The sequence below is a fragment of the Priestia sp. SIMBA_032 genome, from assembly GCF_046535215.1.
Taxonomy (GTDB): domain Bacteria; phylum Bacillota; class Bacilli; order Bacillales; family Bacillaceae_H; genus Priestia; species Priestia aryabhattai.
In genome coordinates this window covers 1-255 of record NZ_JAWRXD010001084.1, presented here as the reverse complement: position 1 = coordinate 255, position 255 = coordinate 1, and the positions used below count along the sequence as shown (strand labels likewise).

Here is a 255-nt window from a genome sequence, read left to right as displayed (position 1 = left end):
GACTCTGACAAGTTTGAACTAGAAGAGCAGGAAATAGAAAATCAGCAGGACAAGCATGGTAAACAAGAAGAACAAGATGCACAGGATAAACAAGTACAATCAGAAAATGTAATTATAGTACCCACAGATTCACACAGCTTAGATGTGTGGGATGAAATTTCTCTAAAGGAAATACAAGCTGGTGAACATACGAAGTTATTTGAAGAAAAGAGTAATTATCAAAATATTAATTTAGTCCAAGTAAATGATGTTCGC

Annotated in this window: 1 pseudogene; it reads left to right on the top strand. The window is 34.1% G+C overall.

From position 1 onward, the window contains the following. Nucleotides 1-255: pseudogene (locus SB717_RS37680) on the top strand (polyamine aminopropyltransferase); the annotation flags it as partial.